Source organism: Sorangium sp. So ce145 (genome assembly GCF_051525985.1).
Lineage (GTDB): Bacteria > Myxococcota_A > Polyangia > Polyangiales > Polyangiaceae > Sorangium > Sorangium cellulosum_B.
Genome location: NZ_CP150315.1, coordinates 4,292,861 through 4,309,925 on the forward strand (window position 1 = coordinate 4,292,861; position 17,065 = coordinate 4,309,925).

Consider the following 17,065-nt stretch of genomic DNA (forward strand, 5'->3'; position numbering starts at 1 on the left):
GAACGTGGCACGCGAGATGATTGCGCACTTCACGATCGACGAGGTCCCCGCGGCCCGGGTGCTCCGGTTCGAGTCGATCCACGAGGCCGGCAGGCCGCTCGTCCTCGACGTCGAGGTGTACCTCCACACGTACCAGGAGCTCGATGCGATGATCGGCAAGCCCGCGGCGCTCTCCTTCGGCGTGCCCGGGGAGGTCCCGCGCGTCATCGCGGGCACGGTGGAGGCCGCGACCTCGATCGGCACCACCGAGCTCGGCGTCGAGGGGCTGCTGGGCGTCCGCTACGCCGTCCGCGTCGTCTCCTCGCTCGCGCTCCTCGCGCGCAGCGTCGACTCGCGGATCTTCCAGGACATGAGCGCCAAGGAGATCGTGGCGAAGGTCCTCGAGGATCACGGGATCACCAGGGTAGCGTGGCGGCTGAGCGGCGACTGTCCGAAGCGCGAGTACTGCGTGCAGTACCAGGAGAGCGCGCTCGCGTTCATCTCGCGGCTCATGGAGCACGAGGGCGTCTACAGCTTCGTCGAGGTGGACGCCGACGGCGAGCTCCTCGTCTTCGACGACGACAGCACCGTCGCCGGGCCGATCGCGGGCGACCCCGCGCTGCCGTTCCGCCGGCGCACCGGGCTCAGCGCGGCCGACGAGCGCGACGCGATCTACGCGATCCGCGAGCTCGAGCGGGTGCGCTCCGGCAAGTTCGTCCTCCGCGATTTCGACTTCAAGCGGCCGAAGCTCGATCTCACGGCGACCGCGGCGCAGGGGGAGAACGACGCGCTGGAGCGCTACGACTACCCGGGCGGCTACTTCGAGCCGAGCGAGGGGCGGCGGCTCGCGCAGATCCGGCTGGAGGAAGAGCAGGTCGAGCGGCGCACGATCGAGATCGACACCGTCTGCTCGCGCCTCGCGGTCGGCCAGAAGCTCACGATCACGGACGCCGGCGAGCTCGACGGCGAGTACTTCCTCTTCGCGGTGAAGCACACCTACGTCCACGAGGAGGACGACGCGCGCGGCGGCGAGCGCGCGACGCCGCGCTCCAGGGCGCGGGCGCGCCTCGTGCCGGCCTCCGTGAAGTACAGGCCGCGGCGCATCACGCCGATCCCGCTCATCGAGGGGCCGCAGACCGCGACGGTGGTGGCGCCCGCCGGCTCCCAGACCGAGGCGATCCACGCCGATGAGTTCGGCCGCTGCAAGGTGAAGTTCCACTGGGATCGCAGCGACGTGATCGACGACAAGGCGTCGTGCTGGATGCGGGTCGCGCAGCTCCAGACCTCCGGCTCGATGATGCTCCCGCGCATCGGCTGGGAGGTGATCGTCGAGTTCCTCGAGGGGAACCCCGATCGGCCGATCGTGACCGGGCGCCTCTACAACGGCGTCACCATGCCGCCGTACGCGCTGCCGGAGGGCAAGACCCGGACGGCGATCCAGACATCGAGCACGCCGGGCGGCGGCGGAGCCAACGAGATCCGCTTCGAGGACAAGGCGGGCTCCGAGGAGATCATGGTGCACGCCCAGCGCGACATGAAGACGGTCGCGGCGAACAACGCGAAGAGGAACATCGGCAACAACGAGACGTCGGTCGTCGGGAACAACGCGTCGCTCGAGGTCGGCGGCAACCAGACGACGAAGATCACGAAGGGCTCGCAGAACACGGTGGGCGCGAACCAGACGATCAGCGTCGGAGGCAACCGCAACGTCGAGGTGAACGCGGTGTCGGCGCTGACGGCGAAGGGCAACGCGACGACCACCGTCGGCGGCAACCAGTTCGAGATGGACGGCAACCCCCTCGAGGCGATGCTCGCGCTCGCGGCGCAGGCGGCGGTGCAGTTCGCGAGCGTGATGGCCAACAACGCGATCGCGGCGGTCCAGGGGCAGGTCGACGGCGCCATCAACCAGGTGATGGCGCCGATCAACGGGCTGACCCAGAAGGCGGCGGGGGTGGCGGGCGCGATGCAGGCCGTCGCCGGCGGCGACATGAGCCGCATGCCCGGGATGATCGCGGGCGCGTCGGGCATCCCCGGCGCGAGCCAGCTCGCGGCCTCGATGGGCGGCGGCGGGGGCGGGGGCGGCGCCGCCGGCGGCGCGCCGGGCGCCGCGGCGCCCAACATGCTCGCCTCGATCGCCTCGAACGTGGCGCAGAGCAGCCTCGCCGGGAAGGTCTTCGTGAAGCCGGAGGCGCTCGCCTCGGCCCTCGGCATGGACGGGGGCGGCGGCGGCGGCGGGTCGACGGCCAACGTCGGCGGGCCGGACGGCGCCGTCGATGGCGTCGACGCGACCGACCGCGAGAAGGGGCCCGGGCACACGACAGCCAAGGTCACGGGCACCCACAAGGAGGACGTGGGCTCGATGAAGGTCCTGGGCGCGATCCAGGACCTCGACAACAACGTGACCGGCAAGAAGACGATCGACGTCGGCGCCGCGACAGTGCAGGTGGCGTTCGGCAGCTACGCGGAGAGCGTCACGGGCTCGAAGAGCGAGAAGGCGACGGGCCTGGTCGTCCTGAGCAACGGGGGCGAGAGCGAGACGGTCACCGGCTCGCGCACCGCGATGGTGGGCGGCGCGGTCGTCGACAAGCTCAAGGGGTCGCACGTGGTGCAGGCCGTCGGGCCTGCGACGTTCATCGGGGCCTTCCACAAGGTGGAGGCGAAGGGCGCCATCGTCTTCAAGTGCGGCGCCAGCGAGGTGGTGATCGACGGCGCGGGCGTCACCATCACGTCCCCGCTCGTGACCATCCTGGCGCCGAAGATCCAGCTGCCGAAGAAGGTCTCGGAGGTCTGATGACGACTCCGTTCGACGGTGGCTCGCGGGAGGCCGGCGCGTCGCTCTCGCTGGAGGAGCCGGACGCCGCGGCCACGGCGGAGGAGGCGTCCGGGTCGCCGCGCGTGACCCTGGACGACGTGCTCGCCGAGCCGGCCGCGGCGCCGCTCCCTGCGCGGAAGGCGCAGCCGCTCGGCGCCGCCATGCGGACCGCGCGCGTCGCCTCGATCGCGGGGCGGAAGGCGTCGATCCACGTCCGTGGCGCCGAGGGGCCCGTCGACGCCCAGATCGCGCCCGACGTCGATCCCGAGGTGATCGCCGACGCCCGCGCCCGCGGCGACGCCGTGCTCGTCGAGCTCTGCGAGGGCGAGCCCCCGCTGATCGTCGCGGCCCTGACGACGCAGCGGCCGAATACGCTCCACCTCAAGGCGACCACCGTCGCCATCGAGGCGGAGCAGGAGCTGCTGCTCCGCTCGGGCCGCGGCGCGGTCCGCATTCGCCAGGACGGCGACATCGAGGTCGTGGGCAGCCGCATCAGCGCCGCGTCGCGGGGGCTGTTCCGGATCGTCGGAAGGCTCTTGCGGTTGAATTGACGGCACGCGCGGCGTGCCCGCTGGAAGGCTGGGCTATCATAGCTTTCACTCAGGGAGCGTTGAAACAGCAATGCGAACGGCACCTGTCCCCAACATCCCGGCCATCCCGGGGATGAACCCCGGAGTCTTCGTTCTCGGCGGCGGCGGTGACGGCGGCGGGGCCGGCGGCCGCGGCGGCGGCGCGGGCAAGGACAAGCAAGGCGCGAACGGCAAGAACGGGGGCGATGACGCGTCCGGGGGCGGCAAAGGCGCCTGCGGCTCCGGCCAGAACGGCGGTGCGTGCCCCAACCATCATGGCAAGAAGGGGAGCGGCAAAGGCTCCAAGGGAGACCCTGTCGACATCGTGACAGGGCGTGTCTTCACGATCCCCGTCACCGACGTGCACTTGCCGGGCCCGCTGCCGCTGACGCTGACCCGCAGCTACACGAGCGCCGCGCGCGACCGCGACGTCGGGCTCGGGCGCGGCTGGTACCACTCGTACGCGTGGGAGGTGGAGGTGCACCGCGGCCGGACGAGGCTCTGGACCGGGAACGGCATGTACGTCGACTTCACGCCCATGCGCGTCGGCGAGTCGGCGGTGGGCCCTTCCGGGTGGCTGCTCGTCCGCGGCAAGACGGGCTTCGTGCTCGATCGGGGCGACGGCCGGTGGCTCGTCTTCGAGCACGCCTGGCAAGACCGGTTCCTCCTGTCGGCGGAGACCGACTCTCACGACAACCGGATCTCGTTCTTCTACAAGGAAGGTGTCCTGGCGCAGATCGTCGACTCGGTCGGTCGCAGGGTCGAGGTCCGCTCCACGAGGGAAGGGCGCATTGCCTCGTTCGAGGTGAAGAACGCGGCGCACCGGGGCCAGCTCGTCCCGTTCGCGCGGTATCGCTACGACGACGCGGGGGACCTGGTGCTCGCCGAGGACGCGATGGGCGCGGCGACCCGGTATACGTACACGGATCATCTCCTGACGTGCCAGGAGCACCCGACGGGCCTTTGCTTCTACTTCGTCTATGACGGGGAAGGGCGGTGCGTCGAGACCTGGGGCGCGTACCCGGGGCGCGAGGACGAGAGCCTCGCCGCCGACGTTCCGGCGGTGCTCGCCGACGGGATCACGGCCGCCAAGGGCATCTTTCACACGAAGCTCGAGTACGGGCCTCACAACTATGTGGAGGCGGCCGACTCGATCTCGGTCGAGCGCTTCTTCGGAAACGACTTCGGGAGCGTCGACAAGGCGGTCACGGCCGCCGGCGTCTTCTGCCGCACGTACGACGCGTGGGGAAACCTGCTGTCGTTCACCGACGCGACGGGGGCGACGACCCGCTGGGAGCGGGACGCCCGCGGGCGGGAGCTCCGGATCACGGACGCTCTCGGCCGCGTGACCACGTTCGAGCGGGACGCCGACGGGCACATCCGGAGGGCGGTCGATCCCGCAGGGGGCGTCATCGAGACCGGGCGCCTCACGGGCGGGCTCGTGTGGCGCGACGCCATCGGCGCCACCTTCGAGGTGCACTTCGATCGCCGCGGGCTCACCACGCGGACCGTCGCGCCGAACGGCGGGCAGACGCTCTACAGGTACGACGATCACGGAAACCTCATCGAGCGGACCGACCCCACGGGCGCGGTGACGCAGTACACGTACGACTACTGGGGCCGGCGCCAGAGCATGCTCGACGCGTCGGGGGCGATGGTCACGTACGCTCACGACGACGCCGGCCGCCTCCGATCCGAGCGAACGCCGGACGGCGGCGTGACGCGCTACGAGTACGACCCGTCCGGAAACTGCACGTCGATCTGGCACCCGAACGGCCACACGACCACGCACCGCTATGCGGGGTACAACCGCATCGTCGAGACGCGAGAGCCCGACGGGCGGATCAGCAAATATCGATACAACCGCGAGGGGCGCCTCGTCGAGGTGCACAACAGCCACGGAGAGGTGCACCGCATCCGCCTGAACGCCGCCAGGCTCGTCTCGGAGGAGATCACCTTCGACGGCCGCACGCTTCGTTATCGTTACGATGCCATGGGGCGTGTCGTGCAGTTCGAGAACGGACTCGGCGAGAAGACCGGGTACGTGTACGATCTCGTCGGTCGCGTCGTGGAGCACCAGTACCCCGACGGCGGCGTCGAGACGTTCGAGTACGACGAGCTGGATTACATCATCGCGGCGCACGGCCCCTCGGGCGACATCTTCTTCGAGCGCAATCTCCTGGGCTGGGTGACGTGTGAGCGGCAGGTGAGCGGCGGCGAGACGTTCTCGGTGGAGACGAAACATGACCTGATGGGCAATGTCGTCGAGCGAAAGACCTCCCGCGGACACCACCAGACCTGGGTGCGCGACGTCGCCGGCCGCGCGCTCCGGGTGACGCTCGACGGCGACGAGCAGCTCGGCGTCGTCCGCGACGCGCTCGGGCGAGAGACCGCCCGCTATTTGCCCGGCGGCGGGCGTGTGGATGTGGTCTATGACGGGCTCGACCGCATGGTCCAGCGCACCGTGTCTCGTGGGGTCGCAGGCCCTGTGGTGGCCGCAGGTCAGCCCGACTGGATCGGGGCGCTCCCCCATGACCTCACCCTCCGGCAATCGGTTCACTACACGCCGCAGGGCGATGTGGCCGCGATCGACGACGATCGCTCGGGCGCCGAGCGATGGGAGCACGATCCGCGCGGGCAGGTGCTGGCGCGCACCGGCGTCCACGGGCAGGGCGAGCACTTCCGGTACGACGCGGAGGGGAACGTGCGCGAGCTCGGCCCCGGCGCGCCGGAGCGCGAGTACGGGCGCGGCAACGTGCTTCTCCGGCGCGGACCTGTGTCGTACGTGTGGGACGGCGACGGGAGGCTGATCAAGCGCCGCGTGGTCATGCCGAGCGGTCAGGAAGCAACGACGAGCTACGAATGGAACGGCGCGGGTCTCCTGAGCGCGGTGGTGCGCCCCGATGGCGTCCGGATCGAGCATGTCTACGATCCCTTTGCCCGACGCCTCGAGAAGCGCGTGGTCAGGCGAGGCGAAGGCGGGCGCATGGACACGCTGTCCACGACGCGGTTCATCTGGGACGGGGACACGCTCGTTCATGAGATCAAACGCGAGTGGGGCCCGGAGGGCGATCGGGTCACCCAGGAGAGGACGTACTGCACCGACGAGGAGACGTCGGCGCCGTGGGCGCAGAAGGACGCCAGGAGCGGCGAAGGCGACGCCGTGTCGGCCGAGTGGTACTATTACCTGAACGACCCTGTCGGCAGGCCGGAACGCCTGCTCGACGCCGCCGGGAATGTCGCCTGCGAGCTCGACCGCACCGTGTGGGGCGCCGCGCGCCCGCGGGAAGGCGCGCGCACGGAGACGCCGCTGCGGTTCCTCGGGCAGTACTACGATGACGAGACGGGCCTCGCGTACAACCGCTATCGCTACTACGACCCCGCCGTAGGACGGTACATCAGCGTCGACCCGGTCGGGCTGCTCGGCGGGCAGAACGGGTTCTCCTACGCGGGCAATCGGCCCACGAAGATGGTCGACCCCACGGGGTTGATGTTCTCGACCACCACGGGGCGGAAGGACGCGAACGGAAATCCGCTGCCGGACATCCAGGGGAAGAGCTCGACCGTCCAGAGCGACGACGACCTCGACCCGGCGCTGAGGGACGCGGTATCGAACTCGCGCGAGAAATTCAAGGACCCCAGTAAGCCCGACAGCGATCCTCGAAACCTGGACGCCGACGGCAAGGTCAAGCCGAACGCGTCCAGCAAGGCAGGCAGATGCGCGGAGATCGACGGGTTGAACCAGCAGGCCAAGGACATCCGGCAGCGCCTGAGCAAGGATGCGAACGGCAAGGATTGCGACAAGTGGGCGAAGATGTCCGAGGCCGAGCGGAACGCCCGGGTCCGGAACGAGCTGCGCGAGGAGTACCGTCGCGGCGCGAAGATCGAGGCGCACTCGAAGAAGGGGAAACCCAAGGATTCCTCGGAGAAGCCTTGCCCGTTCTGCGCGCAGGTCTTCCGCGAGCTGGGCATCCATCCGGACAATATCAATGCTGATCCGAACGCTGACGTGCCCAAGGGGGCGAAGGAGAAAGCCGGGCTCACCACCGGGGACGCCAAAGGGGGCGTCATGTCCAACGGCAAGAAGTGGGATCACAAGAGAGACGGCGTCTACGACCCGGACAGGAACGATCCGGGGAAGAACGTCGCGCTGGAGAATCCCTCCGCGACCAACGTCGTCCCCAAGCTGAATCCGGACGGCTCGCAGCAGAAGAACTCGCGCGACCCGAACGCATTCATGGACGGGCAAGGCAATTACAAGCGACCGGACAAGCAGCCGCCGCCGCCGGATCCGAAGTTCGTGCCGCCCGAGGACGACAACACCGACCCGACCCGGAAGTAGAGATGGCAGACATCGGGGAAGAATCCGCGATTTCGGGCTTGCTCGCCGGGCTGGAGCGCGCGCCGGATGGGGTCTGGCACGCCGCGCGGGCCCTCCTCGCCTCGCCGGCTGTGGCGGCCTGGCTCCACGGCGAGCCGCGTCCTCCCGCCGCGCCCGAACCGGGCCCGTGGTCAGCGCTGGAAGCGCTCTGGGCGAGCTCCCGCCCAGGCGAGCGGGCCTTGATCAGGGCTCCTGGGGGCTCTGGTGCGAGCTCTTTGCTCGGCGCATTCTGCCTTCATCTCACGCGGCGAGGACTGGCCCGCGTGGCGTTCATCCCGATCTCGGTCCACGGCGGCATGGCGGATCCCTCGATATGGGTCGCCGCGCTGCATGCGCGGCTCGGAGCATTGACTTCGAGGAAGGTGTCCGAGCGTGCGCTCGCTCCTCGCGTGGCAGATGACATCCGACCGATCCTCGACGGTGACGAGAATCCCGAGGTGCCGCTGCTGATCGTCCTCGACGGTGCCCACGAGAACGATGATCCGGCGGTATGGCCGCGCATCGGATGGTCAACGGGCCTGCCCGGGAGCGTCCGCGTGTGGGTGTCTGCGGACAATGACCCTGGTGTCACCGCCGCCCGATGGGGTGAGGCCCTTCATTGGTTGAACGATCGGTCTGAGGTCGTCCTGGAGATGCCGTCGGAGCGCTCCGCCACGCCGTTGCCCGGTGACGCCGACGCAGATACCGTGTGTGTCTTGAGCGCTGCCAGCGGGCCGATCTCAGAGGCAGAGCTGGTCCAGATCGTGGGAGGCGATCAGGCCGAGGCACGAGTGTCTGCCACGTTGCGGGAGCTCGAGCCATGGCTCTGTCACACAACCCATGGCGCCGCGTTCCTGCATCGAAGTCTCGGGAAAGAGCTCGCTCTGCGCTTGAGCCATCTGGGCGACGTCCGTGGTCAGGCGCTCTTGACCGCACATGTCCGGGCGACTCTCGATAGCTACTCCGAAGGGAGCATCGCCCCTGTCGCTCGATCGGAATACGTCATCCGATACGGGGCGATGCATTTCTTGCGACACGATGCCACGGCGGAAGAGCTCGATCGCGTGATCGCCGAGCCGATGCGCGCCGCCTGGGAACCCCTGGACGGCGGTGCGTTCGGCTTTCGTGCGCTCGTCGTCGCCGCGTGGCGGCGGAGCCACGCGGCCTTCGGCGAGGCGACGTCGGAAGCCGCGCGCGGTCGGTGCATGGTGCAGGCGCTGCGGCTGCGTACGATCTTCGAGCAGCTCATCACGTCGCTCGTGCACGCGCTCCCGGAGATGGTCGCCGGCGCCATCCACGAAGGGATCTTTCGGCCTGGCGCAGGCATCGAGCTCGCCAAGCCGCTGAGCGAGAACGACAGGGTGCGGCTGTGGCGGGCGGTCCGGCCCGCCGTGTCCGAGGCGGACGCCCTCTGGCCGGCGCCGTTGCTGCGCGAAGCCGACCGCGCCGTTGCAGGGATCGAGGCGTCCGGCGCGAGCGCAGCGCGTTCGGCGCACGAGCGAGATCGCAGAGACGTCGTGCTGCGCGCGCTGAAATCACGACGTTTCGTGAAAGCGCTCGTGATCGGCGCGCTCCGGCGTATCGCCGAGCGGCTGCGCTCCCCCGCGCGGGAGGAGGTCCTGCTGCTGGCGGCCAGGCGCCTTGCCGCGATCCATCCAGAGAGGCGCGCGCTCTGGGCTGCCCTGCTGGCGCCGCTCTACCCCGAGGAGCGCCGCGCCGAGCGACTCGAAGACGTGGACGCGCAGATCTCCGCCTTGCCGGAGCTCGGAGATCGCCTCGAAGTCTTGACGGAGCGGCTCCTGGGGACCTCGGCGGGAGCGAGCGCGATCGTTCAACGAGCCATGGGATGGCTGCTGTCCTCCGAACGGTTTCCGCTCACGGCGCAGCGCTTTCTCTTTCATGTTCCCGAGAGTGAATGGAACCGATGTGTTCCCGACGAGGCCCGAGCGCTCGTCCGTCGCTGGCAAGGCGAATCGCGAGGATCCGCGGATTCGCTCGGGCCGCTCCGCTGCGGGCAGCTGCCTCCGTGGCTCGCTGCCGAGGTGCAGGATGCTCCCCTCGCGGAGGTGAAAGAGCGGACGGACGTCTCCGACCGCAACTTCGTCGCCTCCGAGCTCGTCTCCTTGGTCACGGCGGACGTCCGAGCGGAGCTGGCACGCGTGTTCTTCTCGGTCCCTCCAGAGGCCTTCCGCGGCGAGGACCGCGCCATCGAGAACTGGGCGGAATCGGCGACGCTGGAGGAGCTGCGCACCATTCACCAGAAGGTGTTGCCGTGCATGGGCTCTCAGATTGACGATGTGCTTGCGGCGCTCTGTCGCCGAGCCGTGGCGCTCGGCGACAGAGACCTTGCGACCAGCTTTTGTGCGGCGATGGAAGGGGACGACGACCGGCATCAGGCCGATCTGGAGATCGCGCTCGCTCTGGGCTCGTTTTCCGACGTGGAGCGCCTCGTGCGTCCGGACCTGGAAGACGAGGAAGCGTCTGGAATGCTCGAGATGGTAGGGAAGGCGCTGAAGCGCGAGGAGGACGCGGCTCGCTTCGCGGAGCTCGTGCGCGGCGCTACCCGAGCATCGAACAGGCTGTCCGCGTGGGCGGCCGTGTTCCCGTCGCTCTCCCCGGAAGCGAGGGAGAGGTTGTCCGCCGCCGTCGCCGACACGGTGAATGCGGTGCTCCGCGAGCCCCCCGAGGAGTCGGACGACACGCTCTGCAGCATGTTTCCCTGGATGCCGGAAGAGAGCCTGTGCGACGTGTGGCGGGAGCGCGCCTCACCCGATGCGTGGCGCCCCACGATCGCCGAGATCACGCCTCTCTTCACGTACGATCGGAGTTATGACAACGGCGCGTGCCTGGACACGCTCCTCCTGCGCCTGGGGGGCGAAGCCGCGCTCGTGGCCTGGGCGAGGACGCTCGCCAGCCTCGACGACTGGTTCTCGGAGATCGGGCCCGGGCTCGAAGAGGGCTGACCCCACGCGTCCGCGGCGATGTGGCCATCGCCGCGTGGGTTACCGATTCAGCTCGTCACTCCCGGACGACGCCCCTTCCGGCCGCGCTGCCGGAGCCCCAGGGACGCCGCGAGCAGCGCTGTCAGCGCGAGGGCACCTCCGGATGGAGCGCGGCTCGCCGCGCGACAGCTACAACCAGCCGGCTCGCCCGACTGCTCGTCGGAGGTGCCCCCCGACGACGCCTGGGCGGCTGACGTTGAGCTGGGGGACCCCCCACCCGCGGCCGTGCCCGTCGAGGGCGCTCCTCCTGAGCCGGAGCCGGAGCCGGCGCCACCGCCGCTGCTGGCGCTGACGCTGCTGACGCTGCCGTCGCCGCCGCCGCTCGTGCTTCCCCCCGCGCCACCCCCGCCGGCGCCCTCGCCCCCGACGGGCGAGAACTGCCAGAAGTTCATGTTGAAGAGGTTCGACCCGCCGCCGGTGAAGACGAGATAGAGATCGTGCACGCCTGCGGCGCCGTCGACCGCACACGACACGTCGCTCCACTTCTGCCAGCCCCCCGTCGCCCCGACCGCGCAGGTGCCCACGAGCTTGCCGTCGCGCGCATCCAGGCGGAGCTCGATGCTGCCCCCCTCCGCGCCGCTCGCGACGCGCGCGCTGAAGCTCTCCGCCCCTTCGCCGAAGTCGACCCCACGGAGGCGCACCCAGTCTCCGTTGTTGATGAACGAGAGGTCCATCCCGCCCTCCTCGCAGGGCTCCGTCTCGATGCCGCTCTGCGCGTTGAAGGTCTCGGCTTCGACGCGCGCGTAGGGGTCGAGGTTCGCGAGCTGCTTGAGCCCGTCCGTCGTGTAGGTCACCGGCACGATCGAGCCGTCTTCCTTGTAGGTGAACGACTCGATCCCGAGGTTCCGGCGATAGCCCGGGGGCTCGCCGGCGTCGTTGGCGACGGAGCGATTGTGGTAGGCGTGGTACCAGGAGCCGCCGAACTCGAAGATTGCCGCGTGGTTGTTGTTGTTGTTGTTCTTCGGCGGCTGGGGCCCCACCGTGCCGCGGTGGGTGAAGCCGGAGGTGGGGCTCGAGCTCGTGAGGTAGTCGATCCGCATGCCGTTCGCGGGGTTCGTCGAGTACGACAGATAGTAAACGCCGTTCCGCTTGTGCATCCACGAGGCCTCGAAGAAGTACGGGATCGTGATCGTGGAGGCCGAGCCCGAGACGCTCACCATGTCGTTGTTCAGCTTGATGACGCGCGCGTTCTGCTCGCCGTTGCCGCCGAAGTAGAGGTACGCCTGGCCGTCGTCATCGATGAAGACCCCCGGATCGAAGAGCCAGATGTTCTGGCCCGAGGCGCCGGGGGTGCTCGAGGTGATCAGGGCGCTGCCCTTCGCGTCTCTGAACGGTCCGGTCGGGCTGTCGCTCTTGGCGACGCCGATACCTGATCCGTTGTTGGCGAAGTACATGTAGATGTTGCCGTTGCGCTCCACGAGCGAGGGGGCCCACGTGTTGGCCGCCCAGGAGGCGTCGCGGGGCACGCGGATCACTTCCCCGTGGTCGGTCCAGTTCTTCATGTCGCTGCTCGAGATGGCCACGAACGAGGCCATCTTGTAGCCGTCGTCCGAGCCGTCCGCCTTGACGTTGTCGTCGTCGTTCGAGCCGTAGAGATAGACGCGCCCGTCGTGCACCAGCGAGGCCGGGTCGGCGAGGTAGCGGTGCGAGGCGATGGGGTAATCGGCCAGCGCGGAGGGGCTCGCGACGAGCCCGACCGCGGTGAGCGCGAACCCGCAACAAGCCGTTCTCGCCAATGTACGTGAGCGACGCATGTTCACCTTACCTGTTGGTCCAGAGCCCTCGAACTCTGCTGCTCGGGCGGCGCTTCGCCCCAGAACTGGTGCAGGCGAGGTCCCGAGCGCAGGCTTCCAGGGCGAAGCGAAAGGATGTCCCTGGTGGTCAAATGTGAACGTTCACATGGCCGATGTCAATCAAAATGGACCGGCGCGTGGCGCGCCTCGACACGCCTCGACGTCGGCGCTGAACGGCGCCCGACTCGAGCGCGGGTGTCCTCAGCCCTGCGCGCTCTGGTCGATGAGCGCCTGCCACTGCGCCTTGAGCGCCGGATCGGACTCGAGGCGCTCATGCCAGATCCTGTGCAGCGCGATCCAGCTCTGCGGGGTCAACCCATAGTGGCTCTGGATCTGCGGGATGAGATTCGGATGGTCGCGCAGGTCGGCGCACAGGCGCGCGTACCGCGCGAGGGAGATGCGCTCCACGCGGCGCATCGCCTCGTCGTCCTCCATGCCGGCGTGCGCTTGCGCGGCGGGCTCCGCGGGCGACGGGCTCGCGGACGGCTCGGCGGCGCTTGGCTGAAGGAAGGGCAGGGCCCAGCTCCCCGTCGGGATCTGGGGCGGTTGCGGAGCGATCTCCCCCCTGGCGGGCCGCGATGGCGCGGGTGATTGGCCCGGGCGAGCGAAGGGCAGCGCGTTGTCGGCGGGCGGCGAGCGGGTCGGTCGCGAGAACGGCAGGGCGTTGGCGGCCGGCGGCGAGGAGGCTGGGCGAGAGAAGGGCAGGGGATTGGCGGCCGGCGGCGAGGAGGCCGGGCGCGAGAAGGGCAAGGCGTTGTCGGCCGGAGGCACAGGGGCCGGTCGCGAGAAGGGCAGGGGATTGGCGGCCGGCGGCGAGGAGGCCGGGCGCGAGAAGGGCAAGGCGTTGTCGGCCGGAGGCACAGGGGCCGGTCGCGAGAAGGGCAGAGCGGCATCGAGCGGAGGCAACGGGGCCGGTCGCGAGAAGGGCAGAGCGGCATCGAGCGGAGGTAACGGGGCCGTGCCTGAAAAGGGCAAGGCTCTGTCGGGCCCCAGCGCGCCGACCGTGCCGATGGCCGTCGTGTCCATCTCCGGGCTGTCTGCCGGTGACGCAGTTGTGCCCTCGACCGCGGGCGCGCTCGACACGTCTTGACGGAACGGCAGCGCATCCCGGCCCGGGAGAGGCGTCGTGCCGAGGAGCGTCATGCGCGCTCGCGTCGTCGTCGATGGCCGCTCCAGGCTCGGCATGGGCAGCGGCGACGGCACCCCCGGCAGCAGCGACGGCGAAGGCATGACCGGCGGCAACGGCGAAGGCATGACCGGCGGCAACGGCGAAGGCATGACCGGCGGCAACGGCGAAGGCACGGCCGGCGGCAACGGCGAAGGCTGCACGACCCCGGGCCGCGGCGCGGCGGCATTCAGCCTGGCCCAGGGAGATCGCGCAGCCCCCTCGTCGCTCACGCCCGCGGCGGGCGGCGGCGTCGCCCCATCCAGAGGCGCCCCCTGCAGCGGGGCGATGCGCGCAGCAGGCGCCACCGGCATCGGCCCTTCCAGCTTCCTGCGCGCGCCCCGCGCCTTCTCCTCGGCGCGGCGCTTCTGCGCGGCGACGAGCTCCAGGTACCGGCGGCTCGATCGCAGCTGCCCGCGCGCGGCCTGCGCGGCGAGCCTGGACATCCACCGCTCCCGCGCCGCCTCCCACGCCGCGGCCGAGAGCCCCGCGCCCGCGAGCACCTCGTCGCGCGGCAGGCCCGCCTCGAGGGCCCCGGCCACGGCGGCGAGCTCCTCGAGCTGGATCGATCGGACCTCCTCGTCGCGCTCCTCCATGTCCACGAACATACCCCCTCGTCACCGTCGGGCGGCGCGCTGCGGCGGCCCGGCCGATGTCGCCCCGCTGCCGTCCCGGTTACCTCATCGCCCGCTGAAACCGCGCCATGAGCGCCTCGTCCTCGAGCATCGCCGCGGTCCATCGCTGCTGCGCGCTCAGGTAGTCCTCGAGCGTCAGGTCCAGGCGGCTCAGCACCGTCGCCATGTCGGTGCCCCGCTTCAACCCGCGCGCGGCCTCGAGGAAGCGCTCGAACGACAGCTCGCTCTTCGCTCGGGCGCGCTGCACCCGCGCGAACGTCTCGGCGAAGGCGACGACGAGCGGCGGCACGACCACCTCCTCGCCGTCGTCGTCGTCCGCCTCGGAGAGCCGCGCCTGCCAGGCGTCGTCGAGCGCCTCCCAGCCGGCCTCGTCGAGCCCGTGTGCCGCGAGGAGCGCCGCGCGATCGGCGCTCGGGTCCGCGAGCTGGGCGGCCAGCGTCGCGTACACCTCGACGTCGTCGACGTTCTGCGCGCCCCGCGGAGGATCCTTCATCGTCCGGGCAGGCTACCTCAGCGCGCGTCTTGGGGCCTCCTTCGCGCAGGTGTATTCATGGCGCGTGTCCTTCTCATACCTGCCCTTCGTCGCGCCCGGCGGTCAGGAGGGGCAGCCCTCCGCGCCCGTCGGCACGGACGTGCTCGCCCACGACAAGCTCGAGAACGCGCACGCCGCGCTCCGCCGCGCAGCGCTGTCGCTCGAGCACGACGTCGAGCCGGTGACCGACCTGACCGGGCCCGCGCGCGCCCTGGAGCGGGCCCTCGGCGCGATCTACGACGCCTTCGACGGCCGCGCCGAACCCCTCGGCGCCGTGCGTGCCGCCCTGGCAGAAACCGACGACATCGCCGCTCGGATCGAGCAGGCGATCGGGCTCGACGCGGGCTTCGCGGCGGTGGACGAGCTGCTCCGGAGCGCGCGCGGCTGGCTCGAGCAAGCCGCGGCGCGGCTCGCCCTCGTGCCGCCGGCGCCGCCGCTCGACCTTCCGCCGATCCTGGCGAGCCGCGACCGGCCGCGCCTGCACGCGGTCCAGCGGGCGTCGCTCGCGCCGCTCCTCAAGGTCCCGGAGCCGCCCCCGGCCGAGCTCGTCGCGAAGCCCCCGCCGCCGATCCCGCGGCCGCGGACGTTCGAGGAGCTCGAGGCCGCCGTCGAGGCGCTGAAGCAGCAGGCGCCCGCGCCCGGCGCGCTCCCCGCGGCGGCGGAGGTGCGGCCGCCCGCGGCGCGCCCGGACGAGGGAGCTGCGCGCGCCGTGCCGCCGGGCTTCGCGCCCGAGATCGGCGACGCGATCGACGATCTCGCCTTCCTCCGCGCCCGCGCCCGCGAGTGCTTCGAGGAGGTCGCGATGGTCGGCATGCAGCGGGCGCCGCTGCTCGGCGATCCGTTCCGCGGGGCGCTGATCCTCGAGCGGCGCATGCTCGCGGCCATCGACGTGATCGCGGCGATCGGGGCGCCGGCGCTCGAGCACGTGCCGCGGCTCGTGGCCGACGCGCCCGTGAAGGACGCGAGCGTCGCGTTCGCGAGCGCGATGGTGCTCGGCTGCTTCGCCGGCCGCGACGCGCTCGCCGCGGCCGAGCTCGCGCTGCTCCGGAGCGGCAAGGACAGGGCGTTCATCGACGCGCTCGGCGCGGCCTTGAAGCTGGTCCCGCACGAGCTCCTGCCGCTCGCGCTCCGCAGCCTGCTCCGCGAGCCCGAGCCGCTGGTCCGCGCGATGGCGATCGACGTCCTCGCCTACCGCGGCTTCGCGACAGAGGACGAGCTCGTCGCGGCGGCGTCGGACGACGAGCCCCCCGTGGCGGCGTGCGCGCTCCACCACCTCGGCTGCACGCCGGGCCCCCGCTTGCCCGAGCTGATCCAGCGGGCGCTCGCGTCGACCGCGGCGCCGGACCCGGCGCTCCGCGAGGCCGCCTGGACGGCCATGGCGCTCTCGGATCACCCGCACGCCCCGCTCGCGCTGCGCGGCGCGCTGGAGGAGGCCGACGGCGCGGACGCTGCGGCGCTCCTGCTCGCGCTCGCGGGCGACGACGCCGACGCGCGGCTGCTCGCCTCGCGCGTCGCCGAGGCGCCGCGCCGCGGCCTGATCTTCGCCGTGGGCTGGGCCGGCGCGGCCGCCGCGGTGCCGCTGCTCATCGACCTGCTCGAGCGCGACGTCGACGGGGACGTGAAGCTCGCCGCGGCCTACGCGCTGGAGCGGATCACCGGCGCGGGGATGTGGGAGGAGGTCGCGGTGGAGGACGAGGAGATCTTCGTCGCCGAGCCGCCCGAGCCCGACGTGGGCGAGCCTCGCGAGCTCAAGCTCGCGCAGCTGGTCAGCGATCCCAACGACCTGCCCGAGGCGCCGGCGCCGGAGATGGCGGAGCAGCCCACGGTGGATGCCGCGCGCTGGCGGGCCTTCTGGCGCGAGCGCTGCCAGGGCTGGGACATGACCGCGCGCTACCGCCGCGGGCGCCCCTACACGCCCGACGTCGTGCTCGACGAGCTGGATACGGGGCGGGTCACCCCGGGCGAGCGCCGGCTGCTCCAGCGCGAGCTGATCGTCCGCACCGGGCACTTCGTGCGCTTCGATCCGCACGACTTCGTGGTGGCGCAGGAGGAGGCGATCCAGGCCTGGCGGCCGATCGCGGCGCGCGCCTCCGGCGCCCCGGGCCGCTGGACGCGGCCCCGCCGGCGCGTAGGGTAAACGGCGGCCAGGGCGCCTGCGGCGCCGAGCCCGATGCAGGCCGTGAGGTGCGCTCCGCGGTCGACGAGAAAAGAGCCCACC

7 protein-coding genes are annotated in these 17,065 nt (G+C 71.0%); 4 read left to right on the forward strand and 3 right to left on the reverse strand.

Annotated features, from left to right (window positions below; all coding sequences use genetic code 11):
- The first annotated feature begins 4 nt into the window (after positions 1 to 4).
- The 3 genes from WMF34_RS16215 (at position 5) to WMF34_RS16225 (ending at position 7,702) form a co-directional block, all read left to right on the forward strand.
- Positions 5 to 2,770 (forward strand): type VI secretion system Vgr family protein, encoded by a 2,766-nt coding sequence (locus WMF34_RS16215; RefSeq protein WP_437993827.1) that lies wholly within the window; start codon positions 5 to 7, stop codon positions 2,768 to 2,770.
- Entirely contained in the window at positions 2,770 to 3,342 is a 573-nt protein-coding gene (locus WMF34_RS16220; protein WP_437993828.1) for a hypothetical protein, read from the forward strand. The genes WMF34_RS16215 and WMF34_RS16220 overlap by 1 nt, the downstream gene beginning before the upstream one ends.
- A gap of 70 nt (positions 3,343 to 3,412) precedes the next feature.
- Complete coding sequence (locus tag WMF34_RS16225) at positions 3,413 to 7,702, forward strand: RHS repeat-associated core domain-containing protein (RefSeq protein WP_437993829.1); 4,290 nt, start codon at positions 3,413 to 3,415, stop codon at positions 7,700 to 7,702.
- A gap of 3,028 nt (positions 7,703 to 10,730) precedes the next feature.
- Here the strand turns inward: WMF34_RS16225 and WMF34_RS16230 are convergent.
- From WMF34_RS16230 to WMF34_RS16240, 3 genes are all read right to left on the reverse strand, one after another.
- The gene (locus tag WMF34_RS16230) at positions 10,731 to 12,458 is read right to left on the reverse strand and encodes a glycoside hydrolase family 43 protein (protein ID WP_437993830.1); all 1,728 of its coding nucleotides are present in this window, start codon (positions 12,456 to 12,458) and stop codon (positions 10,731 to 10,733) included.
- 258 nt (positions 12,459 to 12,716) lie between these two features.
- Positions 12,717 to 14,288: a hypothetical protein gene (locus tag WMF34_RS16235; RefSeq protein WP_437993831.1), complete on the reverse strand. Its 1,572-nt coding sequence runs from the start codon at positions 14,286 to 14,288 to the stop codon at positions 12,717 to 12,719.
- 67 nt (positions 14,289 to 14,355) lie between these two features.
- Entirely contained in the window at positions 14,356 to 14,808 is a 453-nt protein-coding gene (locus WMF34_RS16240) for a hypothetical protein (RefSeq protein ID WP_012235751.1), read from the reverse strand.
- Positions 14,809 to 14,872: 64 nt separating this feature from the next.
- Between WMF34_RS16240 and WMF34_RS16245 the strand changes: the two genes are divergently transcribed.
- Entirely contained in the window at positions 14,873 to 16,984 is a 2,112-nt protein-coding gene (locus tag WMF34_RS16245; protein ID WP_437993832.1) for a hypothetical protein, read from the forward strand.
- Positions 16,985 to 17,065: the final 81 nt, after the last annotated feature.

Bases quoted from the DNA above. Each gene is read 5' to 3' on its own strand.
- WMF34_RS16220 (WP_437993828.1), top strand. From the start codon at position 2,770: ATGACGACTCCGTTCGACGGTGGCTCGCGGGAGGCCGGCGCGTCGCTC.
- WMF34_RS16225 (WP_437993829.1), top strand. From the start codon at position 3,413: ATGCGAACGGCACCTGTCCCCAACATCCCGGCCATCCCGGGGATGAAC.
- WMF34_RS16235 (WP_437993831.1), bottom strand. From the start codon at position 14,288: ATGTTCGTGGACATGGAGGAGCGCGACGAGGAGGTCCGATCGATCCAG.
- WMF34_RS16240 (WP_012235751.1), bottom strand. From the start codon at position 14,808: ATGAAGGATCCTCCGCGGGGCGCGCAGAACGTCGACGACGTCGAGGTG.